Annotated in this window: 22 protein-coding genes and 1 pseudogene; 19 read left to right on the top strand and 4 right to left on the bottom strand. The window is 71.1% G+C overall.

Annotation, left to right across the window (positions count from 1 at the left end; all coding sequences use genetic code 11):
• The first annotated feature begins 10 nt into the window (after positions 1-10).
• From ABT112_RS12000 to ABT112_RS11955, 10 genes are all read left to right on the top strand, one after another.
• Positions 11-910 (top strand): FAD binding domain-containing protein, encoded by a 900-nt coding sequence (locus ABT112_RS12000; protein ID WP_351508324.1) that lies wholly within the window; start codon positions 11-13, stop codon positions 908-910.
• A complete protein-coding gene (locus ABT112_RS11995; protein WP_351508322.1) occupies positions 901-1503 on the top strand; it encodes a (2Fe-2S)-binding protein in 603 nt (200 codons plus the stop codon). Before ABT112_RS12000 ends, ABT112_RS11995 begins: the two co-directional genes overlap by 10 nt.
• 1 nt (position 1504) lies before the next feature.
• Positions 1505-3919 (top strand): xanthine dehydrogenase subunit D, encoded by a 2415-nt coding sequence (gene pucD / locus ABT112_RS11990; protein ID WP_351508320.1) that lies wholly within the window; start codon positions 1505-1507, stop codon positions 3917-3919.
• A 437-nt stretch (positions 3920-4356) separates the two neighbouring features.
• Positions 4357-5817 carry an NCS2 family permease gene (locus ABT112_RS11985; protein WP_351508318.1) on the top strand — a complete coding sequence of 487 codons (1461 nt, stop codon included), beginning with the start codon at positions 4357-4359 and terminating at the stop codon, positions 5815-5817.
• Between the two features lie 44 nt (positions 5818-5861).
• Complete coding sequence (locus ABT112_RS11980; protein WP_351508475.1) at positions 5862-7025, top strand: XdhC family protein; 1164 nt, start codon at positions 5862-5864, stop codon at positions 7023-7025.
• A 175-nt stretch (positions 7026-7200) separates the two neighbouring features.
• Positions 7201-8103, top strand: a complete 903-nt coding sequence (locus ABT112_RS11975) for a GNAT family N-acetyltransferase (protein ID WP_351508316.1) — start codon at positions 7201-7203, stop codon at positions 8101-8103.
• Between the two features lie 177 nt (positions 8104-8280).
• Positions 8281-9534 (top strand): helix-turn-helix domain-containing protein, encoded by a 1254-nt coding sequence (locus tag ABT112_RS11970; RefSeq protein WP_351508314.1) that lies wholly within the window; start codon positions 8281-8283, stop codon positions 9532-9534.
• Positions 9535-9621: 87 nt separating this feature from the next.
• Positions 9622-9972 carry a DUF6415 family natural product biosynthesis protein gene (locus ABT112_RS11965; RefSeq protein ID WP_351508312.1) on the top strand — a complete coding sequence of 117 codons (351 nt, stop codon included), beginning with the start codon at positions 9622-9624 and terminating at the stop codon, positions 9970-9972.
• Positions 9969-10157 (top strand): hypothetical protein, encoded by a 189-nt coding sequence (locus ABT112_RS11960; RefSeq protein ID WP_351508309.1) that lies wholly within the window; start codon positions 9969-9971, stop codon positions 10155-10157. Before ABT112_RS11965 ends, ABT112_RS11960 begins: the two co-directional genes overlap by 4 nt.
• Before the next feature lie 306 nt (positions 10158-10463).
• Positions 10464-10778 (top strand): DUF6087 family protein, encoded by a 315-nt coding sequence (locus ABT112_RS11955; RefSeq protein ID WP_351508307.1) that lies wholly within the window; start codon positions 10464-10466, stop codon positions 10776-10778.
• Positions 10779-11109: 331 nt separating this feature from the next.
• On the opposite strand, the gene ABT112_RS11950 is transcribed toward ABT112_RS11955, so the two are convergent.
• Positions 11110-12579, bottom strand: coding sequence for an AAA family ATPase (locus tag ABT112_RS11950; RefSeq protein ID WP_351508305.1), 1470 nt, complete (start codon positions 12577-12579; stop codon positions 11110-11112).
• A 487-nt stretch (positions 12580-13066) separates the two neighbouring features.
• Here ABT112_RS11950 and ABT112_RS11945 point away from each other — a divergent pair, with 487 nt between their 5' ends.
• The 9 genes from ABT112_RS11945 (at position 13067) to ABT112_RS11905 (ending at position 20727) form a co-directional block, all read left to right on the top strand.
• A complete protein-coding gene (locus tag ABT112_RS11945) occupies positions 13067-13888 on the top strand; it encodes a hypothetical protein (protein ID WP_351508303.1) in 822 nt (273 codons plus the stop codon).
• A 637-nt stretch (positions 13889-14525) separates the two neighbouring features.
• Positions 14526-15260, top strand: a complete 735-nt coding sequence (locus tag ABT112_RS11940) for a Crp/Fnr family transcriptional regulator (protein WP_351508300.1) — start codon at positions 14526-14528, stop codon at positions 15258-15260.
• Positions 15261-15326: 66 nt separating this feature from the next.
• Complete coding sequence (locus tag ABT112_RS11935; RefSeq protein WP_351508298.1) at positions 15327-16166, top strand: hypothetical protein; 840 nt, start codon at positions 15327-15329, stop codon at positions 16164-16166.
• Positions 16163-16459 (top strand): hypothetical protein, encoded by a 297-nt coding sequence (locus ABT112_RS11930; protein WP_351508295.1) that lies wholly within the window; start codon positions 16163-16165, stop codon positions 16457-16459. Before ABT112_RS11935 ends, ABT112_RS11930 begins: the two co-directional genes overlap by 4 nt.
• Positions 16450-17196 (top strand): hypothetical protein, encoded by a 747-nt coding sequence (locus tag ABT112_RS11925; protein WP_351508294.1) that lies wholly within the window; start codon positions 16450-16452, stop codon positions 17194-17196. The genes ABT112_RS11930 and ABT112_RS11925 overlap by 10 nt, the downstream gene beginning before the upstream one ends.
• Positions 17193-17501 carry a helix-turn-helix domain-containing protein gene (locus ABT112_RS11920; protein ID WP_351508292.1) on the top strand — a complete coding sequence of 103 codons (309 nt, stop codon included), beginning with the start codon at positions 17193-17195 and terminating at the stop codon, positions 17499-17501. Before ABT112_RS11925 ends, ABT112_RS11920 begins: the two co-directional genes overlap by 4 nt.
• A complete protein-coding gene (locus tag ABT112_RS11915) occupies positions 17498-18607 on the top strand; it encodes a hypothetical protein (protein WP_351508290.1) in 1110 nt (369 codons plus the stop codon). The genes ABT112_RS11920 and ABT112_RS11915 overlap by 4 nt, the downstream gene beginning before the upstream one ends.
• Before the next feature lie 421 nt (positions 18608-19028).
• A complete protein-coding gene (locus ABT112_RS11910; protein ID WP_351508287.1) occupies positions 19029-19166 on the top strand; it encodes a hypothetical protein in 138 nt (45 codons plus the stop codon).
• A gap of 466 nt (positions 19167-19632) precedes the next feature.
• A complete protein-coding gene (locus tag ABT112_RS11905; protein ID WP_351508286.1) occupies positions 19633-20727 on the top strand; it encodes an alanine racemase in 1095 nt (364 codons plus the stop codon).
• On the opposite strand, the pseudogene ABT112_RS35350 reads toward ABT112_RS11905, so the two are convergent.
• The 3 genes and pseudogenes from ABT112_RS35350 to ABT112_RS11890 form a co-directional block, all read right to left on the bottom strand.
• Positions 20710-20898: pseudogene (locus ABT112_RS35350) on the bottom strand (hypothetical protein); the annotation flags it as partial. The gene ABT112_RS11905 and the pseudogene ABT112_RS35350 sit on opposite strands and share 18 nt — an antisense overlap.
• A 58-nt stretch (positions 20899-20956) precedes the next feature.
• Positions 20957-22582, bottom strand: a complete 1626-nt coding sequence (locus ABT112_RS11900; protein ID WP_351508283.1) for an FAD-binding oxidoreductase — start codon at positions 22580-22582, stop codon at positions 20957-20959.
• 653 nt (positions 22583-23235) lie between these two features.
• Positions 23236-24003, bottom strand: a complete 768-nt coding sequence (locus ABT112_RS11890) for a DUF1206 domain-containing protein (RefSeq protein ID WP_351508281.1) — start codon at positions 24001-24003, stop codon at positions 23236-23238.
• Positions 24004-24294: the final 291 nt, after the last annotated feature.

The raw sequence follows: 24294 nt of genomic DNA, 5'->3' as shown, positions 1-24294 counted from the left end.
AGAGCCACTCATGGACTTCCTTCGTCCCGCCGGCTGGGAGGAGGCGCTCGCCGCCAAGGCCGAGCACCCTGCCGCCGTGCCCATCGCGGGTGGCACCGACGTGATGGTCGAGATCAACTTCGACCACCGCCGTCCGGAGCATCTGCTCGACCTCGGCCGCATCCCGGAACTGCGGGAGTGGGAGGTCGGCGAGGAGACCGTCCGGCTCGGCGCGTCCGTCCCGTACACGCAGATCATGGAGCACCTGCGGGCCGAACTGCCCGGCCTCGCGCTCGCCTCGCACACCGTCGGCTCCCCGCAGATCCGCAACCGCGGCAGCGTCGGCGGCAACCTGGGCGCGGCCTCCCCGGCCGGTGACGCCCACCCCGCGCTGCTGGCCGCCGGGGCCGAGGTCGAGGCCGTGTCGGTGCGCGGCACCCGCATGATCCCCGTCGACGACTTCTACACCGGGGTCAAGCGCAACGCGCTCGAACCGGACGAGCTGATCCGCGCCGTGCACATCAGGAAGGCCGACGGCCCCCAGCAGTTCTCCAAGGTCGGCACCCGCAACGCCATGGTCATCGCGGTCTGCGCCTTCTCCCTCGCCCTGCACCCCGAGACCCGCACCGTGCGGACCGGCATCGGCTCCGCCGCCCCCACCCCGGTGCGCGCCCGCGCCGCCGAGGACTTCCTCACCGCCGCGCTCGACGAGGGCGGCCTCTGGGACAGCGGCAAGGCCGTCCCCCCGTCCGTCGCCCGGCAGTTCGCCGAACTGTGCTCGGGCGCCTGCAACCCCATCGACGACGTGCGCGGCAGCGCCCGCTACCGGCGTCACGCCGTCGGCGTCATGGCCCGCCGCACCCTCGGCTGGACCTGGGACGCCCACCGCGGCGCCGCCCGCGGAACCGAAGGAGGCGCCCAGTGCGCGTGAACCTCACCGTCAACGGCCGCCCCCACGAGGCCGACGACGTCTGGGAGGGCGAGTCCCTCCTCTACGTGCTGCGGGAGCGCCTCGGCCTCCCCGGCTCCAAGAACGCCTGCGAACAGGGCGAATGCGGCTCCTGCACCGTGCGCCTGGACGGCGTGCCGGTCTGCGCCTGCCTGGTCGCCGCCGGACAGGCCGAGGGCCGCGAGGTCGTCACCGTCGAAGGCCTCGCCGACTTCGCCGACCAGCGCGCGGCCGGCGGCTGCGCCGGCGGGGCCTGCGGCACCGGCCTCGACGAGGCCCGCCGCTGGCAGGCCCGCCCCACCGGAACGGACGGCCGCACCGGCGAACACGCCGCCCTCGCCCCGATCCAGCAGGCCTTCATCGACGCCGGAGCCGTCCAGTGCGGCTTCTGCACCCCCGGCCTGCTCGTCGCCGCCGACGAACTGCTGGAGCGCACCACCGAACCGTCCGACGCCGACATCCGCGAGGCGCTCTCCGGCAACCTGTGCCGCTGCACCGGCTACGAGAAGATCCTCGACGCGGTACGCCTCGCCGCCGCCCGCGGCGCGACCACCACCGCCGGGGAGGGGGCCTGAGATGACCCGCCCGAACACCACCCGCACCTCGGTGCCCTCCGGCTCCCCCACCCGCATCACCCAGGGGGCCACCCGCGGCGGCATCAGCGAGTCCACCCTGCGGCCCGACGGCACCCTCAAGGTCAACGGCGAGTTCGCCTACGCCTCCGACCTGTGGCACGAGGACATGCTGTGGGGCTTCACCCTGCGCAGCCCGCACGCCCACGCCGAGATCCGCTCCATCGACGTCTCCGAGGCACTGGCCCAGGCCGGGGTGCACGCCGTCCTCACCCACGACGACCTGCCCACCGAGGTGAAGCACTACGGCCTGGAGATCCAGGACACCCCGGTGCTCGCCCACGGCAGGGTCCGCCACCACGGCGAACCGGTGGCGATCGTCGCCGCCGACCACCCCGAGACCGCCCGCCGCGCCGCCGCGAAGATCAAGGTCGACTACGCCGAACTGCCCGTCGTCACCGACGAGGCGTCCGCCACCGCCGACGACGCGCCGCTGCTCCACCCCGGCCGTGACGACCACCACGCAGCGCACGCCCCGCACCCCAACATCGTCCACCGGCAGCCCATCCTCCGCGGCGACGTCGCGGCCGCCCGCGCCCGCGCCGACGTGATCGTCAGCGGCGACTACGAGGTCGGCATGCAGGACCAGGCCTTCCTCGGCCCCGAGTCCGGCCTCGCGGTGCCCGCCGAGGACGGCGGCGTCGACCTCTACATCGCCACCCAGTGGCTGCACGCCGACCTCCGCCAGATCGCCCCCGTCCTCGGCCTCCCCGAGGACAAGGTGCGGATGACGCTCTCCGGCGTCGGCGGCGCCTTCGGCGGGCGCGAGGACCTGTCCATGCAGATCCACGCCTGCCTGCTGGCGCTGCGCACCGGCAAACCCGTCAAGATCGTCTACAACCGGTTCGAGTCGTTCTTCGGCCACGTCCACCGGCACCCGGCGAAGCTCCACTACGAGCACGGTGCCACCCGCGACGGCCGGATCACCCATATGACCTGCCGGATCGTGCTGGACGGCGGCGCCTACGCCTCGTCCTCCCCGGCCGTCGTCGGCAACGCCGCCTCCCTCTCGGCCGGCCCGTACGTCATCGACAATGTCGACATCGAGGCCGTCGCCCTCTACACCAACAACCCGCCCTGCGGCGCGATGCGCGGCTTCGGCGCCGTCCAGGCCTGCTTCGCCTACGAGGCCCAGATGGACCGGCTCGCCGCCGAACTCGGCCTGGATTCGGTCGAGTTCCGCCGGATCAACGCCATGTCGCAGGGCACGGTCATGCCGACCGGCCAGCCCGTCGACTCCCCGGCCCCGGTCGCCGAACTCCTGCGCCGCCTCAAGGCGATGCCGCTCCCGCCCGAGCGGCAGTGGGAGACCGCGGGCCCCGACGGCTCGGCCACCGACGTCCGCGCCCTGCCCGGCGGCCTCTCCAACACCACCCACGGCGAGGGCGTCGTCCGCGGCGTCGGCTACGCCGTCGGCATCAAGAACGTCGGCTTCTCCGAGGGCTTCGACGACTACTCCACCGCCCGCGTCCGGCTGGAGGTCGTCGGCGGCGAACCGGTCGCCCTGGTGCACACCGCGATGGCCGAGGTCGGCCAGGGCGGCGTCACCGTGCACGCCCAGATCGCCCGCACCGAACTCGGCGTCACCCAGGTCACCATCCACCCCGCCGACACCCGGGTCGGCTCGGCCGGCTCCACCTCCGCATCCCGGCAGACCTACGTCACCGGCGGCGCGGTGAAGCACACCTGCGAGGCTGTCCGGGAGAAGGTCCTGGAGCTCGGCCGCCGGAAGTTCGGCACCCACCACCCCGCGTGGGCCACCGCCGAACTGCTGCTGGAGGGCGGCAAGGTCGTCACCGACGGCGGCGAGGCCCTCGCCGACCTCACCGACGTCATCGAGGGCGAGGCCATCGACATCGAGCTGGAGTGGCGGCACCGCCCCACCGAGCCGTTCGACCTGCGCACCGGCCAGGGCAACGGGCACGTCCAGTACTCCTTCGCCGCCCACCGCGCGGTCGTCGAGGTCGACACCGAACTGGGCCTGGTCAAGGTCATCGAACTGGCCTGCGCCCAGGACGTCGGCAAGGCGCTCAACCCGCTCTCCGTCGAGGGGCAGATCCAGGGCGGCACGACCCAGGGCCTCGGCCTCGCGGTCATGGAGGAGATCGTGGTCTCCCCGGACGGCCGGGTGCGCAACCCGTCCTTCACCGACTACCTGATCCCCACCATCCTGGACACCCCGGTCATCCCCGTCGACGTCCTCGAACTGGCCGACGACCACGCGCCGTACGGGCTCCGCGGCGTCGGCGAGGCGCCCACGCTCTCCTCGACCCCGGCGGTGGTGGCGGCCATCCGGGAGGCCACCGGGCTCGGCCTCGCCCGCGTACCGGTACGGCCCGAACACCTCACCGGCACCTGACCCGCCCCTCCGGTACCCGATCCCCTCCGGTACCTCACCCGCTCTCCGGGCGGTGCGGACGGACGCCCCCATGTCCGTCCCTCGCCGGGCCCCGGCCCGGGAGACCCCCGCACCGCCCGGAGCCGTGCCGCACCGCTCGCGGCACATCCCGCAGGAAACCCAGCGGTAAGCGCACCGCCCCGCAGGGAACGCACCACCTCGCAGCAAACGCACCACCGGCACCACTCAGCGATACCTCACACCATCGGCACCGTCCAGCAGTACCCCGCACCACCGGCACTACCGAGCAGTAACGGCGCTTTCGGGCCATCCGGCAGTGCCCGCACCACCCCGTTCGTCTCGGGCCGTCCCCCGGGTCGTGCAGCCACCTCGACATCCCAAATCCCGCGTCCCCCACAGCTGCGCGGGTGCCCCTGTGAACCTTGGGAGTAGGCACCATGACCCAGTCGTCCGTACAGCCGGACACCGCGGCGGAGGATGCGGCCACCGGCTCGCGTCCGCCCGCCGGCCGGTCCTGGCTCGACCGGTACTTTCACATCTCCGACAGAGGGAGCACCGTCGCGCGCGAGCTGCGCGGCGGCGTCACCACCTTCATGGCGATGGCGTACATCCTCCTGCTCAACCCCCTACTGCTCGGCGGTGAGGACGCCGCCGAGCACACCCTCAGCCGCAGCGCGCTGATCACGGCCACCGCGTTCGCCGCCGCCTTCACCACCCTGCTGATGGGCTTCATCGGCAAGGTGCCGCTCGCCCTCGCGGCCGGCCTCAGCGTCTCCGGGGTGGTCGCCACCCAGGTGGCGCCGAACATGACCTGGCCGCAGGCCATGGGCATGTGCGTGATCTACGGCCTGCTGATCTGTCTGCTGGTGGTCACCGGCCTCCGCGAACTGGTCATGAACGCGATACCGCTGCCGCTCAAGCACGGCATCACGATGGGCATCGGCCTGTTCATCGCCCTGATCGGCCTGGTCAAGGCCGGTTTCGTGCAGATGGGCGCCGAGACCGCCCCGGTCACCCTCGGGGCGGGCGGACAGCTCGCCGGCTGGCCGGTCCTGATCTTCTGCGTCACCCTGCTGCTGATCTTCATGCTCCAGGCCCGCGGCGTCCCCGGGGCGATCCTCATCGGCATCGCCGTCGGGACCGTCCTCGCCGTCGTCGTCAACACCGTCGGCGGGCTGAGCCCGAAGGAGTGGGGCGGCGCCCCGCCGGAACTCGACGGCAGCGCGGTCTCCGCACCGGACTTCTCCCTCTTCGGACAGGTCGAGTTCGGCGGCTGGGGCTCGATCGGCGCCATGACCGTCGGCATGATCGTCTTCACCCTGGTGCTGGCGGGCTTCTTCGACGCGATGGCCACCATCATCGGCGTCGGCACCGAAGCCGGCCTCGCCGACGACAAGGGCCGCATGCCGGGCCTGTCCAAGGCGCTGTTCATCGACGGCGCGGGCGGCGCGGTCGGCGGTGTCGCCGGGGCCTCCGGCCAGACCGTCTTCGTCGAGTCCGCCACCGGCGTCGGCGAGGGCGCCCGCACCGGACTGTCCAGCGTCGTCACCGGTCTGCTCTTCGCCGCCTGCCTCTTCTTCACCCCGCTCACCCAGATCGTCCCAGGTCAGGTGGCTGCCGCCGCCCTGGTCGTCATCGGCGCGATGATGATGCAGAACGCCCGGCACGTCGACTGGGCCGACCGCACGGTGGCGATCCCCGTCTTCCTGACCGTTGTCCTGATGCCCTTCACGTACTCCATCACCGCCGGTGTCGGTGCGGGCGTCATCGCCTGGACCGCCATCAAGGCGGCCCAGGGCAAGTGGCGCGAACCCGGCGTGTTCATGTGGGCGCTCACCGGCATCTTCGTCGTCTACTTCGCCCTCCGCCCCATCGAGCACTGGCTCGGCGTCAAGTAGCGCCGCCGTGCCCTCCACGCAACCCTGAAGGAGAGGTGATCGCCATGCTGGACATCGCCGAGGAACTGAACCGGTGGTGCGAGCAGGGACGCGACTTCGCCGTGGCCACGGTGGTGGCCGTCACCGGCAGCGCGCCCCGCCGGCCCGGTGCCGCCCTCGCGGTCGACACCGACGGCACGGCGATCGGCTCCGTCTCCGGCGGCTGCGTGGAGGGCGCGGTCTACGACCTGTGCCAACAGGCCCTGGAATCCGGCGCATCCGTGCTGGAACGCTTCGGCTACAGCGACGAGGACGCCTTCGCCGTCGGCCTGACCTGCGGCGGGGACATCGACGTGCTGGTCACGCCGGTGCGGGCGGGCACCTCCCCCTCGACCGGCCTCGCGCGCGAGGTGTTCGCCGCCGTGCTGGCCGCCGCGGCCGGGGGAGAGGCAGCGGCGGTCGCCCGGATCGTCGACGGCCCGGCCGAGCTGATCGGCCGCCCCCTGCACGTACGCCCCGACGGCTCCTGCGCCGGGACCCTCGGCGGCCACCCCGAGCTGGACCGCACGGCGGCGGCCGAGGCCCGCGCCCTCCTCGACGCGGGCCGCACCGACACGGTCGGCATCGGCGCCGACGGCAGCCGCTGCGGACAGCCCCTCACCCTCTTCGTCGAGTCCAGCGTCCCACCGCCCCGGATGATCGTCTTCGGCGCGATCGACTTCGCCGCCGCCCTGACCCGGGTCGGCTCCTTCCTCGGCTACCACGTCACCGTCTGCGACGCCCGCCCCGTCTTCGCCACCGCCGAGCGCTTCCCGGACGCCGACGAGATCGTCGTCGACTGGCCCCACCGCTACCTCGACTCACAGGACCTCGACAGCCGCACCGTGCTGTGCGTCCTCACCCACGACGCCAAGTTCGACGTCCCCCTCCTGGAACGCGCCCTGCGCCTCCCCGTCGCCTACGTCGGCGCCATGGGCTCCCGCCGCACCCACCTGGACCGCCTGGAGCGCCTCCGCGACGCCGGCGTCACCGAACTCGAACTGACCCGCCTGCGCTCCCCGATCGGCCTCGACCTGGGCGCCCGCACCCCCGAGGAGACGGCCCTCTCCATCGCCGCCGAAATCGTCGCCGACCGCCGCGGCGGCACCGGCGTCCCCCTCACCGGCGCCCACACCCCGATCCACCACGACGGGACGGCGAGCGTGGGGCGGATCGGGTCGGTGGCTTGAGGGCGGGGCTTGAGGCGGGGGCTTGAAGGCGAACGGGGCCGGGAGCGGGGGCCGGTGAACGGCTCGTGAGAAGCCCGGCCGACACGCGCCCCGGCCCGACGCCGGGCGTGCCGGAAGGAAAGCGGTTGTCGACCGGCCCTGCGGCATACCAGGGTTGGCCGCACAGGAGGTACGCATGCCGACACCGCCCGCCCCGAGCCGTCCGGACCTGGTGCGAGGCCTGCAGGAGAGAGCGGCAAGAGCCCTTCCGGCAGAGTACGTCGAACACCTCGACGGATGGTGGCTGCGCCATACCACCGGCTCCGCGTGGTGGGCGGGCACAGTGCTGCCGCACGGGGACGCCGCACGACTCGACCCTGGCGGACCACTCGACCCGAACGGACGACTCGCTCCGACCGGACCGCTCGACCTGAACGGGCAAATCGCTCCGACCGGACCGCTCGACCTGCGCGGCAGGGTGGCCGCCGTGGAGAAGTTCTACGCCGGATACGCCGCGGCACCGCGATTCCAGATCACCCCTGGGACCTGCCCGTCGGGCCTCGACCCTCTCCTGGCGGAACGCGGGTACCGCCGCGAAAGCCCGATGACCTTGCGGTGTGCCCCGACCACGGCCGTCCTGGCGCAAGCCCCGACCGGCTCACTGCGGGGAAGCGCCTGCGCCTCGACCGGCCCACTGCGGGTCCGCGTGGACGATCACCCGACGAGCGCGTGGTTCGACGTCTGGCACGCCGTGCACGGACAAGGTGCCGAACCTCGTTCCGAGTGGGACCTGCTCGGCCGCGTGAACCGCCACTCCGCCTACGCCTGCGCGCTGAGCGACGGCGAGGTCATCGCGGTGAGCCGCGCGGTCGCCGACGAGGGCTGGGCAGGAGTGTTCGGCATGGCCACGATCCCCCGGGCACGCGGAAAGGGCGCGGCCCGCGCCGTACTCGCCGCGCTGGCCGACTGGGCCGGGTCACACGAGGCCCACCGCATGTACCTCCAGGTCGAACGCGACAACGCTCCGGCCCTCCGGCTTTACGACCGCGCGGGCTTCGGCGAGGTGTGCGGGTATCACTACCGCGGTGGAGCGGGGTGAGGCCGGGTGCTGAGCCCACGCCGTGCCCTCCCGGGTGCTCTTCCAGCAGGTGACTGAGCCGACAGGTCACTGGGCGGGCAGGTGACTGGGCGGGGCGGATTGGCGCGTTCGCCGACGCACTGATCGGGCGCGACCGCATACTTTCGACAGACGAGCTGTCCAGAGAGGGGCAAGGCCGTGTCACCTTCCGATGCCACCCCGGACCCGTACGCCGATCCACTGGCGTTCGGCCAGCGGATGCAGATCCTCCGCCAGCGCCGGGGCATCACCCGCACCGTCATGGCCGGTCTGCTGGGCATGTCCCCGTCGTGGGTGAAGCGAGTGGAATCCGGCCAACTGCAAACGCCAGGGCTGGAGATGATTCTCCGCATCGCCGAGACACTCCGGGTCCGCAACCTCGCCGACCTGACCGGACGGCACGCCCTCAGCGTCGATCTCTTCACCGGTCCGGGCCACCCCCGGCTGCCCGCGGTCGCGGCAGCCGTGAACGCCTTCCCCTTCAGCGTTGACCGGCCCGCGCCCCGACCCGACCACCTCCGCGCCCGCCTCGATCGCGCATGGTCGGCCCGGCACTCCTCTCCCCACCACCGGGATGTGGTCGGTGGCCTCCTGCCTGAACTGATCCGCGATGCCCAACTGGCCATCCGTCAGGCGGACACCGCGGCCGACCGGCGAGCTGCGCAGGCCACGCTCTCCGAGGTCTACTGCCTGTCGCAGTTCTTCCTGGCGTACCAGCCGGACCCCTCCCTGCTGTGGCGGGTCGCAGACCGGGGGATGGTCGCCGCTCAGGAGTCCGAGGACCCGCACGCCATGGGCATCGCGGCGTGGTTGGCGGCCGAGGCACACCGCGACTCCGGGCCGGCCCACTACGAAGCGGCCGACGCGGTCACCAGGGAAACCCTCGACCACCTGCGACCACTGCTGCCGGATGCCGGTGATGACGTACGCGCCATCGCCGGAGCACTCACCGTCGCCGCCGCGTACACCGCCGCCCGACGAGGGGACACCGGGACGGCGTGGCACCACTGGGACATCGCCCGGGCGATGGCCGACTGCCTTCCCGCGGGCTACTTCCACCCGGTCACCAGCTTCTCGCAGGCCATCATGGGCGCCCACGCGGTCACGATCGCCGTCGAACTGCACTCCGGCAGCGAGTCCGTGCGCCAGTCCGACCGCGCGGACGCCACGGCGATCCCCTCCCGGCCACGCCGCGCCCGCCACCGCATCGAACAGGCCCGCGGATACCGGCTCGACGGCCGGCCGGACACCGCCCTCGCCCTGCTGGACCAGGCCTACGAGGCCGCCCCGGAGACGATCCGCTACAACGGCTTCGCCCGGCGCATCATCATGGAGGAGACCGAATCGGCAAGCCCCGGCCGACGCCGCCGCGCCTCCGCGTTGGCAGTCAAGGTGGGAGTTCTGGCGGCGTGAGGGAGGGGACACGATCTGTGTCCCCTCCCTCACGGAACCGCTCTTACTGTCGTCGCGTACCCGACCACGCCGACAGCAGGAGCGCCCGTGCACACCACAACAGACGGCCACAGCAGGCCGATCGACGTCGCGGCCATTCAGGCCACCATCACCACAGCATTAGCAACCAGCAATGGCCCGTTGGTCATGGAGGATCTGGTCGTCCTCGAACAGTCCCTGCGCGCCCACATCGAACGGCTGCTCCCCGAGGCGGAAGCCGCAGCCGAACGGATCTGGCGCGGCAGTATCGCCTGGTACCAACAGCGGGACCGACTGGAGACCATCCGGCACCAGACCGCACGGGGACTGACGGACCGCCCGCTCACCGCACACATTCACGTGACGACCCTGGCCCGTGAATGCGAGTGGCTCCTGACCCAGCTCGGAGCACACCGGTGACCCAGCGGATGTGCAACTGGCACCCGGGATACACCGATCGCCCCACCCTGATCGCCCTCATCGAAACCGGCAGCGGCCCCGGCGCCATCTACTACGCCTGCCCGGACTGCATGCGCATCTATCGACTGCGGCCCTTCGACCCGGCCGCCGACGGCTGCCCGGTCTACGAGCGGCGCCGCGACTGAGGCCGCTGCCGAGCCCGCGACTGAGCCAGTGACGGGTGCCCCGGCTGGTCCATGGCTGAGGCCGCGACTGAGACAGGGCTGTCGTCGGCGGCTTCCCCCTCCGTCGGCGACGGCCCGCAGCAGCCGACCACATCGTTCCATCGGAGCGGCCGGCACCGCCCGCTTGGAGCCGGACAGCCACCGGGCAGAGGCGGCGTTCGGGACGAAGTCACCCTCACGGTGGATAGGCACTTGCCCCAGGCCCCCCCGCGGCCCCAGGGCCGCTACCTTCTGGAGCCGGCAACCACCGACGCGAGGAACGCCAGGATGGACGACGAACCGCTGGAACGCTGGGCGGAACGCCGCGACGCCAGGATCGGACGCCTGCGTGCCCTGCCGATCGTCCCCGGGGGCGGGCCCAGAGGATCGCATCTGTACCCGGACGCACCACGCGCCATCGAGCGATGGAACGGGTACGCGTGGGAGCCGTACGGGTTCGCCGCAAACCTGGCCGAGGCGAAGGCAATCCTCTACCCGGAAGCCAAGGACTCTCCGGCTCCGGCCCAGGGACCGGCGCCCAAACCACTCGGCACAGGCACCGGCAAGCACCGCAAGCCCCAGCCACCGAGGTCCAACGGCTGAGGGTAGATCTGGCACCCCGTTCTTGGTCCTGCTGTTCCCATCACGTTCCCAGCTGAGGTCGTGGGGACTGGCCTTCGAGGGTCGGCAAAAGCGTCTACGCAGGCCCGTTGGCCAGCCGGGTTCCATGAGCGCCGCAGATGCTTTGGGAGGCACGACCAGGCTCGCCCCCTCGGCCCGGGAATTGAATCAGGGGCCGTTTCCGCAGGTCAGCTGCCTGACGGCAGGCTAGCTCGTTTCTTCTCTGTTCGGGAACTGCTCAGCCTGGGTCGCCTCCGGCGCGCTTCCATCCGGAGGCCATGTTCCCCGTACAGGGGTGGTGGCTGCGACCGGGTCAGTCGCCGTGGTAGAGGCGAACGGGATCGATCAGCTGGATGGCGGGGTCGTTCTCGGCGAGGTGGCGCAGTTCGTCTGTGAAGCCGGTGCCGCTGTAGCACTGCAGCCGGGTGGCGTCGGTGGCGGTGCCGCGCGCGGTGAGGAGAGCACGGATGTGCTGTAGACGTTCGAGGTGGCCCTTTCCCATGACGTCATTCCATTTGGCTTCGCCGATGGCGAGCAGAGTTTCGCGGCCGCTGTCGCTCTCGCCATGGACCGCGACGTCGACTTCGTGGCTGGTCTTCGCGGCAGGATCGTTGACGGTCCCGCTGGCGACCCTTGTGACCTGTCCGCCGTGGGTTGCGGGGGACGCATGCCAGCGGGCCCATTCACGGCAGACCTGTTCGAAGTGCGGGCCGACAACCTTGCTGCGGAAGGTGGACTGGGCGCGGCGCCAGACGGCGGGGGCGCGTCCGGGGCGTTCCAGATCGCCCCAGGCGGGGCGCATGACCGCGTGGTAGAAGGCGATGAGAGGTTCGGCGATGCGGTAGGCGGAGCGGTTGCGGCGGAAGGCGTCGGCCTCGTGGGTGATCATGCCGACGTCCTGGAGAACGCTGAGCGGGTGGGCGAGGTCGGTGGACTTGCGGCCGAGGTAGTCGGCGATGCCGCCGCGTGCGGCGTTTCCGGCGGCGATGGCGGCCAGGACGGAGTGGTAGAGCGCGGTGTCGTGGAGTTCGGGTTCCTCTGCGAGCAGGTAGCGGGCCTCGCGGAAGAGCGGACGGGCGGGATTGAGGACGGCGCGGGTGACCCAGGCGTCGAAGTCGTGGGGCCCGGCGGGGGCGTCGCCCTGGGTGAACTCGCGGCGGTAGGCGGGGGTGCCGCCGACGATGGCGTGGGTGAGCAGTGCGGTGCGCGGGTCGATGATCTCCCAGAACTCGGCGGCGAGGCGGAAGTCCAGGGTGGGGACAACGAGTTCCAGGCCGGCGCGACCGCGCAGCGGGGCGTTGCCGGCGAGGAGTCCGCCCATGAAGGACAGGGCAGAGCCGCACAGCAGGAGCCGTACGGGGGTGTTGGTGTGCTGGGCGGCGGGGTCGAGCGCGCGCTGGATGATCGAAGGGAGGGCAGGGGAGGCCTTGGCGAGGAAGGGGAATTCGTCGATGACCGCGACGGTGGGGCCGCCCCTGTCGGCGGTGCGCATCAGCTCGGTGACGGCCTCGTCCCAGTGGGTGAAGCGGAACGGGGTGGGCTGGTCGCGGTGGCGGGCGAGGGCATCGCCGAACTGGCGCAGCGCGTCGGTTTCGGTGGTCTCGGTGGCGGTGAACATGAAGCCGCCGCTTGCCCGCGTGACCGCGTCCAGGAGGAAGGTCTTGCCCTGGCGGCGGCGGCCGGAGACCACGCCGAGGGTGGCGCGCGGGCCGGGTAGGGCGGCGAAGCGGGTCAGCTCGGCCCACTCGAAGTCGCGGTCGAACATCTCGGCAGGTTTGTCCATGGCGCACCTCTATATGGATAGGTGCGCTTATTGTATCTGGACTTATCGAGAGTGTTTTCTTTCGTGCGGCGCGCCTGACGTTGGCCAGGGGGCGCGCCGCACCAGCGGGCTGCAGTCGTGGTTCACGCCGCGTGCAGTACCGCACTGCCTGCCGCCAGTGCCGCGACCATGCCGGCCTTGGGGAACGGGCAGCGGCCCGGCCCGCCCCGGAGCGGTATTGCGGCGCGCCGTGTCGGCGGGCGGGATGCGTGCTTTGTCATGGCCTCGTCGAGTAGGTCGGCGACGGTCCGCGGGCCGCGCGGGCACGGTACGGACACCCCGCTGCCCACCTCCGGAAGGGATCGCCGCAGCCACAACAGCCGCCGAACTCGAACGCGGCACCGAAGGTCCATTCCTGCTCCGCCGGGCGCGTCGCCGTGCGTCGCGCTGCCGAGCGTAGTAGCCAGAGCCACATGCTCTCCCGGGGGGTGCGCTTTTTAATGACCGCATGGCTGTGGTCATGGATGAGGAGACGGTCTACGCGTTCGCCCACGACGCCGAGGTCGCCGAGGGGCGGACCCTGCTCGCCGACGGTGCGGTGATCGAGGCGGAGAGCGAGCCCCGCGGTATCTGCGGGCTGGTGCGGGACGGTTCGGGCGCCGCCTGTGGTGTCTGGGTGCGGGTCGTGGGGCGGGAGCTGACGGCGGAGTGCGACGGCTCGTGCAACCTGGTATCAGGACGCTTGTGCCGACATGCCGTCGCACTCTCCCTGCACGCCGTCGAACGGGGCATGTCCTGGCAGGCCGTGCCTGTCGACGACACTTGCCGCCCCCCGGTGAAGCCCTGGGCGCACTCACTGCCGTGGAGAAGGCCGCGGTGCTGGACCGGTTGCTGGATGCCCGCCCCGAACTGTCTGCAGAAGCCGATCAGTTGCCCGTACAGATGCTGGGCCCCACAGGCCCGCGCCGAACTGTCCGCCCTTCAGGAGAAGACGGCGAGCGAGGTTGAGCAGGCCCTGCGCGCCCTGGACGTCACCCATCTGAGCACCGGCTATCGCGCGGGCTTCGGGTACACGGATGTGTACGAGGCCGCGAGCCGTCTGATCGGGCCGGTCATCGAACGGTACGAGGCCGATGTCCGTCGCCGGCTGGCGCTCGGCATGCCCGACGCCGCTGAGGCCGTGGCCCTGGGCGTACTCGACGGCCTGGACGCCTGCGAAGGCGACTACGACGGCGACGAGGTGCTGTGCTGCGCCGGGGAGGGCCTCGCCGAGACCTACGGGTACAAAATCCGCGAACTGATGCTCAGCGCAGGCCGAGCCGTGGATTAGGCCCGCCCTGCCCTCCATGTGTCTCACCGCACAGCCGAGGGCTCCGCGCGGTCACGCGTTGTTCTGGGACGCTTTCGGCCGACAAGTGGCGGCGGAACGAGCAACCTGGTGAGATTCCGGACAGTGCCGCTTCTGTTCAGCGGAGCGGTTCCGTCATGGCCGCGGCCCCGTTCGGGGCGGGATCGGGGAAGCGTGGATCCCGAGTCTGGATCCGATCCCGCTCATGACACCTTGTGCCGGACCATCCGCTCACGCATCGCTCACGCAGAGGAGGCTGCTGACCAGTGCGTTCGCTCCGTCTAGCGCGGCTCGGCCTTTCGGCCCGAAGTGGAGTTTGTGCGACCTCGGTGAGCCTTAAGTATCCACTCCCGCATCGTCGTGTCGGCGCCTGACCATCAATGACCTCGCGAGCATGGCACTGAACGTTTCGCTTTAGGGGTGACGTCGTGGATGCCGAGATAGGTGTATAGCGGGGAACGCGGGTCACGCTGTCGTCGCAGACCAGCCGCGTCGGTCATATATCGGAGAGCACGTGAGCCGCTGGTGCAGTAGCTGTCCGTGCACACGCTCTATCTGCTCGGATCCGGCTCTGATTCCCTGACCGGGAAGGCACTTGGGTTCGACCACGAGGTGGGGCATGGAGCGCGCGACCCATGGGACAGCACGGAGTTGCACGGATGGCATCGGCGAGCGGCGGCCTGTCCGCTTCCTCTGGAGCCTGTCGCGGACGGTCCGGGAGGAACTGCTGAGTATCGGTTCCCCGAAGCAGTATCCGCCCGGGAAGAAGATCCTGGTGGAAGGGGAGGCGGGCGATCATCTTGTGCTCCTGAGGGCCGGCTGCGTGAAGGTCACTGGCACGCTCGGCAACGGGCATGAAACCCTGATCGCCATCCGGGTCGGCGGAGACGTGGTCGGGGAGATGGCCGTGCTCGACGACCTGCCCAGGTCGGCCACGGTGACGGCGTGCGACGACGTCGACGCGCACGTCGTCCAAGGCCGAGCAATGCGGAGCTTCCTCGACAAGTGTCCCGAAGCCGCCATTCAGATCGTGCGGCTCAGCAACCGCCGCCTGCGCACCGCGAATTCCTGGCGCATCGCGTTCGGTGAGTTCCCCGTTCGAGTGCGGCTGGCCCGTGTGCTCGCTGAACTGGCCGAGAACTACGGCCGACGCGTCGGCTCGGACACCGTGATCTGTCTCGACCTCACACAGATCGAACTCGCCGCGCTCATCGGAGCGAAGCTGAGGGCGGTACAGAAGGCGCTGGCGGGTTTTCGCGACCAGGGGATCGTTCGCACCGGCGGCGGCGAGATGGGGGTGATCAAGCTGGACCGCCTCCGGGCGATCGGACTCCTGCCGATGACCGGTCGTTGACGGGACCTGGGAACCGCATTTTTGCGGCCTGCTCGGAGGTTCCGGCCCACCGGCCGCACAGTGGGCGTGCAACGCAAGCAACTGTCCACTCTCATCGAGCAGGTGATGGTTCACATGACGTCGCACCCGACCGTCAGTCCCTGGGGCAAGCCCCGGCCGGACGTCACCAGCCGCCTCTGCCTGGCGGCGGACATCGAGCAGTACAGCCACCTCGACACTCCGGACCAGCGGGCCGCGCAGGCCCAACTCGCCCGGGTGCTGCGGATGGCGGCCGAGCGCAGCGGGCTGGACCACGGCAGATGGTCCACCCAGCCGCAGGGCGACCTGGAGTTCGCGGTTCTCCCGCCCGGCACTCCCGAGCAACTGGTGTTGGGCGCGTACGTCACGCACCTGGCGGCCGAGCTCGGCGGCTACAACGCCACCCGCCGGCCCGCCGAGCGGATGCGGCTTCGGCTGGCCATCGACAACGGCGTGGCCACCACGGCAGCCCTGGGCTTCTCCGGCCCCGCCCCGATCGCGGTGGCCCGCTACCTGAACGCACCCGAGGTGAAGGAGGCCCTGGCGGCCGCCGGGTCGGCGAGCCTGGCCGTGGTGGTCTCCGACCGGCTCTACCAGGACGTGGTGCGCTCGGGGTTCCACGGGCTCGCCCCGGAGCACTACCGCCGCATCCATGTGCGGCAGAAGGAGTTCGCCGGGTACGGCTGGCTCCGGTTGCCCGGAGTGGACCCGCAGGACGCGCAGGCCCCCTGGCCGGGTGCGCCGGAGGACGGGCCGCGACCGCCGGCGCGAGCGGAGGAGCGGGGGCAGCCGAGCTTCGTGCAGCACGACGTTCACGGCACCGCCATCCAGGGCGTGATCCATGGAGCCATCGTCCACGGGGCGGTGCCTGGCGGGGCAGGCCGATGAGCGACGACCCGCCCGCCGGAGGCTGCACATCGTGCGAGAACGCGGCGGGGCACAACCGCCAGCAGGGCACCCGGGGCCTCTCCGTCCAGGGCCGGACCGGCGATGTGCACTACTACGCCGCCGCCTGCGACCACCATTCCGCCGCGAGCGCGCGGCGGCGCACGGCCGGCTTCTCGCCGGTCCCCTACGAGACGCTGCGCGAGGAGTTGCACCGGATCGTCCGGGCCTGCTCACGCATCGTGGACGACCTGCGTGACGACACCGACGACTCGGGAGGTTCACCATGGGACTGATCTCCTACAACCGGGTGTTCGACGTGCTGGAGCACCTGTTCCGGCCAGCCGACCTGCCCTTCCCGGTCACCACGGCCGACGGTCCGGCCCGGATCTCCGCCCTGGCGGCCCGGCGGGCGCTGTACGGCAGGTCGGCCGACCCGCAGCTCCGCGAGGAGATCTGGCGCGAGGCCATCGGCGCGGCGCAGCGCGACAGCGACGCGGCCGGAGCTGACCGGCTGCTGGCGCTCTGGCTGGCCCTGCCCGCGATGCGGGGCACCCTCTACCGGATCGCGATCCGGTGGCCGATCGACCGGCGGGAGCTCGAATCCGAGTCACTGTTCGCCCTGTTGGCAGTGCTCGCGGACGTGGATCTGCAAGCCCAAGAGGTTGGCCTCGCACTGCTGCACCCCGCCGGTAACCGAGTGTGGGCGTTCGCCCGGGCCCGCATCCGGGAGCGACCGGTGGCGGACGTCGCGGCGCTGGCCGCCGCCCACCTGGCCGTGGAGGCACCCGTGGAGTCGCCGGTCGGCGACTGGCGGGATGGCTGGGAGCTGCGGGTGTCGCCGCCTGCCCGGCCTGACGGCCTGTCGGCGACAGTGCGGTTTAGCGTCTCACCCGAGCGGCTGGAGAGCTTTCGACTGGGTGAACTGGCAGGGCACTTGGGCCTCGGGGAGATCGTGCACCGGGCGCGGCGCCCGAGCGAAGGCAGCCGGATCGGCGCCCTGTCGCTGCGCCCGGTCGGAGGGCGGCGATGACCCCACGCTCCGGCACCTGGCTGTCGTTCGGCGAGGCGTTCGACCTGCCGTTGGTCGTCGACCTGCGCACCGCCGCCCGCGCGCTCGGGCTCTGCCCCGCCACCGCGTACAAGCTCATCCACCAGGGCGGCTTCCCCTGTTCGGTGCTGCGCCTCGGATGGCAGTACCGGATCCCCACCGCTGACCTGCTGCGGGCGCTCGGGATCGAGGAGCGCCCTGTCTACCCGGCCGATCTGCGAGCCGGCGCCGAGTTCGCGGAACAGCACCACCAAGCAACGCAGTTCGAAACGGAGGACTACGCATGAGCATCGTGGCCGTCGGTGGTCCGGAGCCCGACGAGGCGCCGATGACGACCTGCTTCGTCATCGCGCCCATCGGCAACGAGCACGCCCCGGACGGGAGTCCGGAGCTCCTGGCGTTCGAGGAGAACCTGGAGATCTACGAGAAGGTAATCCTGCCCGCCTGCGCCAAGAAGGGCATCGTCCCGGTCCGGGCGGACGGGATCGCCGACCCGGGCGAGATCACCGAGCAGGTCTGCCGGCACCTCCTGCAGGACGACCTCGTGATCGCCGACCTCACCGGGGGCAATGCCAATGTCGCTTATGAGCTCGGGATCCGGCACCTGACCGGCAAGCCCATCATCCACATCGGCGAGAACGGGCAGCTGCCGCTCGATCTCTCGCTGATCCGGACGATCATGTTCAAGCGCAGCAGGAGCGGGCTGGTCAGGGCGCGGCGGGACCTGGAGAGCGCGCTGGAGGGTGCTCTGCACAACGGGTTCGAGCCCCTGACCCCGGCCCGGATCCTGTTCGGGCTGCCGGCGGCGCTGCCGGCTGTGGTCGAGGCGGAGCAGGACGACCCGGAGGCGCCCGGGATGATCGACCAGTTCGCCCGGGTGGAGGAGCAGATGGAGGCGATGACCGAGACCGCGGAGGCGATCACCGGGTTCATGACGGTGATCACCGACGCCGTCGTGCAGATCGGTCCCGTGATGGAGCGGGCCTCCCAGCCAGGGGTGCCGATGGGCGCGTGGCTGCCGGCCATGACCGAGTTGGGGAAGGCGATGGCTGAGCCGGCCTCCGGTCTCCGGGAGGCGTGCACCCGTTTCGCCGGGCAGATGGTGGAGATGGACGCGGCAGCCCAAACGGCGTTCGACGTCATCGCGACGATGCCGCCCGAGCAGCGCACCGGGCCGCCGACCGGGTTTCTGGAGCAGATGGTCGGCATCGCCGAGTCCACCCACGAGGTGGTCGGCGCGCTCGGCGAGGTCGAGGTCTGCATGCGATGGGTGGCGAAGATGAGCCGGGAGCTGCGGGCGCCCGGCCGGGACATCTCGGCCGCGGTCAAGCAGGTGAGTGCCGCGATGACCCGGATCGCCGACTGGGAGCGCCGGGCCCGCGAACTGATCTGACCGCGCGGCAGGTGGCCTCGGTGACGGCTGCCGGGGCGGGCCACCCGCGCCGCCCACCTGTCGGACGGTGAGCCGCGCGATCGACTCACCCGTGGAAGCCCTCGCCCGCCCGCGCCGCCGCCATCCGGCTGAACAAGGCGGCGCAGGGCGAGGTGCTCGGCTGAAGTGGACCGGCATCGACTTCGGCATCCTGGTCGTCCGCCGTGGGCGACTCCGGCCCCGCTACCAGCACGGCTGCGGGGACCGCTGCGGACGCAAGCCTGGCTACCGCCCACGGAAGATCAACAGGCGGCCGTAGACGAAGGACACCAAGTCCCGTGCGGGCCGCTAGGCCATCGGCGTTCCCCAGCCGCTGCTGGCGCTCCTCGCGCGGCACCGTTCGGAGCAGGAACGGGAGCGGCAGGCAGCCGCAGACCTGTGGGTGGAGAAGGGATACGTCTTCACCTCGCCCACGGGCGAGGTGATCAACCTGAACACCGACCACCACCAGTGGAAGGCCCTCCTCAAGGCGGCGGGCATCCGCGACGGCCGACAGCACGACGCGGCGCCCGCCGCCTGATCGCGGTAAGCGCAACCCTCGATCGAGGAAGGGCCCGACCGCTGAGCGCGGTCGGGCCCTTCGTTTGCCCTGGTGAGCGAGTGCGGAGGGTACGAGATTCGCACTCGTGAGGGGTTGCCCCCAACACGCATTCCAACTGTTCGTGTGGCCTTTCTCTTGAAGGATCCGCATCGAATTCAGACGCTCCGAGATTTCGGTGCCGACATGGCCCATTGGTCCGATCTCCCTCAGGCCACGCGAGACGCTGTGGTGCGCTGGCTGGAGCACACTTCCGCTGGGTGAAGTAGCGGTCCCGGACGAGAGGTCCGAGGCCGAAGGGAACCATTGGCCTGGGGAAGGTCCCCCAGGCCAGCGGCTCAGGGGACGTCTCGATCGGCGTATGCGTCCTGTCGGCGATGACCCTGTGGTCCTGGTCCGCCGGCCTGCCATGATCATCTCGACGGTGTTTCATGGTGGGAGGCAAGAGATGTCGATACCGCTGCCCGATGGACTGGCTACGCCGGCGCTCGTGGTCGATCCGGATGTGCTGGACAGAAACATCTCGCGGATGGCTGAGGCTTCGCGGGCCCAAGGGTTCGCGCTGCGTCCGCACGCCAAGAGTCACAAGTGCGCACAGATCGCCGACCGTCAGCTTCGGTCCGGCGCGCGCGGGCTGTCGGTGGCCACGATCGGCGAGGCCGAGGCATTCGCCCGGGCCGGCGTGGACGACCTGTTCATCGCCTACCCCGTGTGGCTCGATGCCGACAAGGCGCCGCGGCTGCGCCGGTTGGCGGACGGCGTTGCCCTGAGAGTCGGCGTGGAGTCGATCGAAGGCGCGCAGCGGCTGGGGCATGCCGTGCGTGGCAGCGCCCGGCCGGTCGAGGTGCTCGTCGAGGTCGACAGCGGGAGCCATCGGACGGGAGTGCAGCCTCACGCTGCCGGTGAGGTCGGGAAGGCTGCCTCCGACGCGGGACTGGATGTTGTCGGCGTGTTCACGTTCCCGGGACACGGCTACGGTCACGATGCACGGGCACGCGAGCGTGCCGCACGGGACGAGGAGCGCACGCTGGGCGAGGCCGCACAGGCGCTGCGGGACCTTGGGCTCGACATCCGGGTGATCAGTGGCGGGTCGACACCGACGGTGGGGCAGTGGCAGCCGGGCGCGGTGAACGAGTTGCGGCCCGGTGTCTACGTCCTCAACGACGCCACCCAACTGGCCATCGGCACCTGCGGGACGGAGGATCTCGCGCTGGTCGCCGCGTCGACCGTGATCAGCGTTCCCGCTCCGGATCGCTTTGTGCTTGATGTCGGTAGCAAGGTCCTCGGCTCCGACCGGTCGTCCTGGGTGACGGGCCACGGCTACCTGCCCCAGTTCCCGCAGGGAACCATCACCGGGTTGTGGGAGCACCACGCCGTGGTCCGGCTTCCGGAAGGCGTGCGAGGACCACACCTCGGGTCGGTGATCGCCGTCGTCCCCAACCACGTATGCACGCCGGTGAATCTCGCCGATGAGCTGCTGGTCGTCCGGGACCGCGAGGTGGTCGACCGTTGGCAGGTCACAGCACGAGGTGCCAACACCTGACAGTAGTCGGCGCCACGTACAGCCCGTCGTGGCCACGAACACGGTGGCCGCCGGCGCCCGGTCCCCATGCCGGCGTCGGCCACCGCCTTGGAGCCGTACCGGAGCGGCCGGGGCCACCCGCTGGAACGACTCCGGCGGGTGGCCGGTCCGGCGAAAGGAATCTCCGGCCAGTGCGGCCTTGCGGAAGGCCACGCACATGACTCCGAGGGGTGTCAGGAGGAGTGCTGGCTCAGTCGGACGGCCGTACCGACAGGGCGTGCCGGAAGTGGTTCCGTGGATCCCACGTCCGCTTCACATGTTGGAGCCGGGCGTAGTTCTTGCCGTAGTAGAGGGTGTGCCAGGGCACGGAGGAGGTGTTCTGTTCGGGGTCGGCCAGATCGGGGTCGGGATAGTTGATGTAACAGCCGCCGTTGCGCGCGTCATGCGGTGGTACGCCACCGGTGGTGGCGTACACCTTCCGGTAGAGGTCGCGTACCCACTTCTGATGCTCGGCGTCGTCCTTGGCCGACGAGCCGGACGCGGTGAAGATGGCCTTGAGTACACAGTCGCGTTGCGCGACGGCGGTGTCGTCGGGGCGGACGGCATTGACCTTGCCACCGGTGGAGACCAGCCACACCGCGCCCTGCGGACCGGCTTCGGGCTTGGCGGACAGGGCCTGCCACAACACCTCGATCTGCGCGTCGGTGAACCGGTCGCGCAGATACCCGGTCTTGACGACGAAGCGGGAGCCGAGAATCTCCTCACTGTCGCCCGCCGACGTCTGGTTCTCGAGCCAGGGCCGGTACGTCTGCTCAAGGTGATGCGGTGCGCTCGTGCCCGCAGTGAGGGCGGCGACGTAATCGTCCAGCGTGCGCTTGGCCTGCGGGCCGATCACCTGACCCTTCACGATGACCGCGCCGAGCTTGGTCCCGAACAGCAGCAGCGCGCTGTGCAGGGCGGTGCCGGGGGAACCAGGCGCGCTATTGGCGGCGTGCCATCGGCCGTGCCGGCGTACCAGCCGGGTGAACGACGCGTGGTCGAGCTGGTCCCATGGCCACAGCAGTTGGAAGTCCAGCACCCGCGCGGGCGGGCGCGGCAGCAGGTGCTGCGGGTCGTCGCCGGCCGCACCGGGGGTACGCAGCCAGTAGCGGGTCACCACGCCGAAATTGCCGCCGCCGCCTCCTGTGTGCGCCCACCACAGGTCGCGGTTGGGATCGTGGGGCTCACGGGTGGCCACGGTGACCCGTACCGCGTTCGAGGCGTCGACGGTCACGACCTCGACGGCGTACAGGTGGTCGACGCCCAGCCCGTGCAGCCGGGACATCGCGCCGTGCCCACCGCCCATGATGTGCCCGCCCGCCCCGACCTCAGGGCAGCTGCCGAGCGGGACGGTCACTCCCCACCCGAGGAACAGCCGCCGGTACAGCTCCCCGAGGGGTAAGCCCGGTTCGACCGCGAACGCCCGCCGGGCGGGGTCGTACCAAAGGCCGGTCATCCCGGCCAGGTCGATGATGACCTCGGTGTCGGGGTTGTCGACGAAGTCGGCGAAGCAGCCTCCACCGCTGCGGACGGCGATGCGTTTCCCGGCTCTCACCGCCTGGGTGACCGCGGCGACGACCTGGTCGGTGGAGGAGGCGAGGTGAACGTAGTCCGGTTCGGCGCGGAACCGTTGGTTGGTGCCCCTGGCGACCAGATCGGGGTATCGGGTGTCGCGGCGGCCGACCTTGTCCCCCGGCATCGGCGGCGGGCTGGTGGCGGGCGTCGCTGCGGCGGCCGACCGGGGCCCGGCCCAGCCGTCGGCACCGTCAGGGGCGAGGCCACCCACGGCGCCGACGGTCAGACCGGCCAGAACGGCGCGGCGGTCAGGCATGTTCATCAAACTTCCTCCTGGAAACGATCCATGCATGAAGGCGGTGGGGAAGTGCCGGGCACGCCAGGTGAGGCCGAGATGCCCTGAAGCGTGGCGCGGATCCGGAAGCCGACCGGACATCACGATCCGCCGATCAACAGGTTGACGACCGCGTTGGTGGCCGGGCCGATGCCGAGGCCGCCGACGATCCAGCCCGGCAGCGGCATGTTGGGTCATCGATAAAATATTATCCACATATTCTTTGTCGGGCAACAGCCGGCCCGCTTACTTGCGCGCCTGAGAGGAATCCACGGGCCTGAGCAGGCGCATCAGGGCGTTCGGCCAGGACGGGCAGCCGTCGTCACCGAATCGTCGTCAAGGTCGATTCTCTGGCGCGATGTCCACGCGGCCGACCGCCAGGGCGTCATGCGGCCCGCCGTGTCCGCGGCGGTGCCCGCTCACCGGCGACAGCTCCACCAGTGAGCGGATCTTCGCCTGGCTCCACCGGTTCGAACGCCTCCGGGCCTGCTACCGGATACGCGCCGACCTCCACCTCGGGCTGCGCCAACTCGCCCGCAGCGTCATCTGCTTGCGGCGACTGCGAACCGCATTCCGAAGTGACCGGTTGGTGAGTTGCGCACCGGTCGGGGTGGTCCGAACCTCTGGCGCGGTGTCCCGGGCTACACCTTCCGCCACCGTGCCATGGCGAAGGAGAACACCCCGAACAGCGCCAGCCCCGCGGCGATGGCGACCAGCAGCCACGGCCCCGCTGGGGTGTCGGAGAAGGTGCGGAGGGTGTCGTCGAGCCCCTTGGCCTCGTCCGGGTCGTAGTGGGTTGCGGCCTGGACCGCGAAGGCGCCGGCGACGGCGAAGACCACGCCGCGGGCGATGCCGCCGGAGACGCCGAGGACGTCGACGGCCTGCTTGGTGCGGCGGGACATCGCGGAGAGCTTCAGGTGCTTGTGGTACTTGCGCAGGATGGCGCGGATCGCGATCCAGAGGCCGGCTCCGGCGACGGCGAGTCCGCCGAGGGCCACCAGCCACTGGCCGGCGGGGAGTTCCATGGCGCGGGAGGTGATGTCCCGGGACTGCTGGTCGCTCGAACCGCTGCCCTTCTCGCCTGCCGCGAAGGAGAGGACGGAGTAGGCGGCGAAGGCGTAGAAGACGGCGCGGGCCGCTGACAGGAGGCGCTTGGAGGGCTTGTGGCCGTCCGGGCCGGCCGCGCCGAAGGCCGCTTCGGAGAGGCGCCAGAGGGCCATGCCCGCCAGGCCGATGCCCACGGCCCAGACGAGGAAGGCGCCGAAGGGCTGGGCGGCCAGTTCCTCCAGTGCGCCGCCGCGGTCCGCCTGTTCGCCGCCGTCGCCGAAGGCGATGCGCAGGGCGAGGAGGCCGACCAGGAAGTAGATCGCTCCGCGGGCCGCCAGTCCCCAGCGGGCCGCGGCTTCCATGGCCGGGCTGTCCGCCGCTTGCTTGGCCGTGCGACGAGCCGTGCGCTGAGCCGTCCGACGGCCCCGTATGACTGACGCTGCCTTCACTGCGGCCTCCCCATCCCACCCACCCGGCGTGCCGTGCCGGGCACCGTGTGTTCCGCGTGTGCCCCGGTCGTGGTCGGAGAAACGGTGCCGGGGGTGGGGCCCCGACGGGGTGGTGCGGGCGGTGTGTGGAGGGTCGGCGTCCGGGGCGGGAGGGCTGGGGTCGGTGGGGTGTGACGGGGTGGTGCGCTGCGCGTTGACGCATAC

Origin of the sequence: Streptomyces sp. NPDC002055, from assembly GCF_040296705.1 — a bacterium.
Lineage (GTDB): Bacteria > Actinomycetota > Actinomycetes > Streptomycetales > Streptomycetaceae > Streptomyces.
The sequence above is the reverse complement of the archived record's forward strand: the minus strand, read 5'-3'. Positions and strand labels throughout refer to the sequence as shown.

What these genes read in the sequence shown, in the direction of transcription:
- pucD (WP_351508320.1), top strand. Translation starts at nt 1,505, where the DNA reads ATGACCCGCCCGAACACCACCCGCACCTCGGTGCCCTCCGGCTCCCCC.
- ABT112_RS11920 (WP_351508292.1), top strand. Translation starts at nt 17,193, where the DNA reads ATGACCCCACGCTCCGGCACCTGGCTGTCGTTCGGCGAGGCGTTCGAC.
- ABT112_RS11945 (WP_351508303.1), top strand. Translation starts at nt 13,067, where the DNA reads ATGGCTGTGGTCATGGATGAGGAGACGGTCTACGCGTTCGCCCACGAC.
- ABT112_RS11950 (WP_351508305.1), bottom strand. Translation starts at nt 12,579, where the DNA reads ATGGACAAACCTGCCGAGATGTTCGACCGCGACTTCGAGTGGGCCGAG.
- ABT112_RS11930 (WP_351508295.1), top strand. Translation starts at nt 16,163, where the DNA reads ATGAGCGACGACCCGCCCGCCGGAGGCTGCACATCGTGCGAGAACGCG.
- ABT112_RS11915 (WP_351508290.1), top strand. Translation starts at nt 17,498, where the DNA reads ATGAGCATCGTGGCCGTCGGTGGTCCGGAGCCCGACGAGGCGCCGATG.
- ABT112_RS11940 (WP_351508300.1), top strand. Translation starts at nt 14,526, where the DNA reads ATGGAGCGCGCGACCCATGGGACAGCACGGAGTTGCACGGATGGCATC.
- ABT112_RS11925 (WP_351508294.1), top strand. Translation starts at nt 16,450, where the DNA reads ATGGGACTGATCTCCTACAACCGGGTGTTCGACGTGCTGGAGCACCTG.
- ABT112_RS11985 (WP_351508318.1), top strand. Translation starts at nt 4,357, where the DNA reads ATGACCCAGTCGTCCGTACAGCCGGACACCGCGGCGGAGGATGCGGCC.
- ABT112_RS12000 (WP_351508324.1), top strand. Translation starts at nt 11, where the DNA reads ATGGACTTCCTTCGTCCCGCCGGCTGGGAGGAGGCGCTCGCCGCCAAG.
- ABT112_RS11955 (WP_351508307.1), top strand. Translation starts at nt 10,464, where the DNA reads ATGGACGACGAACCGCTGGAACGCTGGGCGGAACGCCGCGACGCCAGG.
- ABT112_RS11900 (WP_351508283.1), bottom strand. Translation starts at nt 22,582, where the DNA reads ATGAACATGCCTGACCGCCGCGCCGTTCTGGCCGGTCTGACCGTCGGC.
- ABT112_RS11905 (WP_351508286.1), top strand. Translation starts at nt 19,633, where the DNA reads ATGTCGATACCGCTGCCCGATGGACTGGCTACGCCGGCGCTCGTGGTC.
- ABT112_RS11980 (WP_351508475.1), top strand. Translation starts at nt 5,862, where the DNA reads ATGCTGGACATCGCCGAGGAACTGAACCGGTGGTGCGAGCAGGGACGC.
- ABT112_RS11890 (WP_351508281.1), bottom strand. Translation starts at nt 24,003, where the DNA reads ATGGAAGCCGCGGCCCGCTGGGGACTGGCGGCCCGCGGAGCGATCTAC.
- ABT112_RS11975 (WP_351508316.1), top strand. Translation starts at nt 7,201, where the DNA reads ATGCCGACACCGCCCGCCCCGAGCCGTCCGGACCTGGTGCGAGGCCTG.